Annotated in this window: 1 protein-coding gene; it reads right to left on the bottom strand. The window is 67.6% G+C overall.

All coding sequences use genetic code 11. The features are described 5' to 3' along the window. The coding region (locus ON27_RS29195) for an IPT/TIG domain-containing protein (RefSeq protein WP_043734682.1) at positions 1–333 on the bottom strand (333 nt) is incomplete at both ends.

The raw sequence follows: 333 nt of genomic DNA, 5'->3' as shown, positions 1-333 counted from the left end.
GGCGGTGATCTGTGTATCGGAGTTGACGACGAACGAGGCTGCCGGTGTGGCACCGAAGTTCACCGCCGTGGTCCCGGTCAGTCCGGTTCCGGTGAGCACGACCGTCGTCCCGCCGGTGACCGGCCCGACGTTCGGCACCACCGTCGACAGGGCGGGCACCGCGATATAGGTGAAGGCGACACCATTACTGGTTCCACCGGGGCCGGTCGCGGTGATCTGCACCGTACCGGCCGCACCCGCCGGAGCGACCGCCGTGATCTGAGTTGCCGAGTTGACCGTGAACGACGTCGCCGGTGTGGCGCCGAAGTTCACCGCGGTGGTTCCCGTCAGGTT

It is taken from the genome of Nocardia asiatica NBRC 100129 (assembly GCF_000308415.1).
GTDB lineage: Bacteria > Actinomycetota > Actinomycetes > Mycobacteriales > Mycobacteriaceae > Nocardia > Nocardia asiatica.
This window is presented reverse-complemented; position numbering and strand designations above follow the sequence as displayed.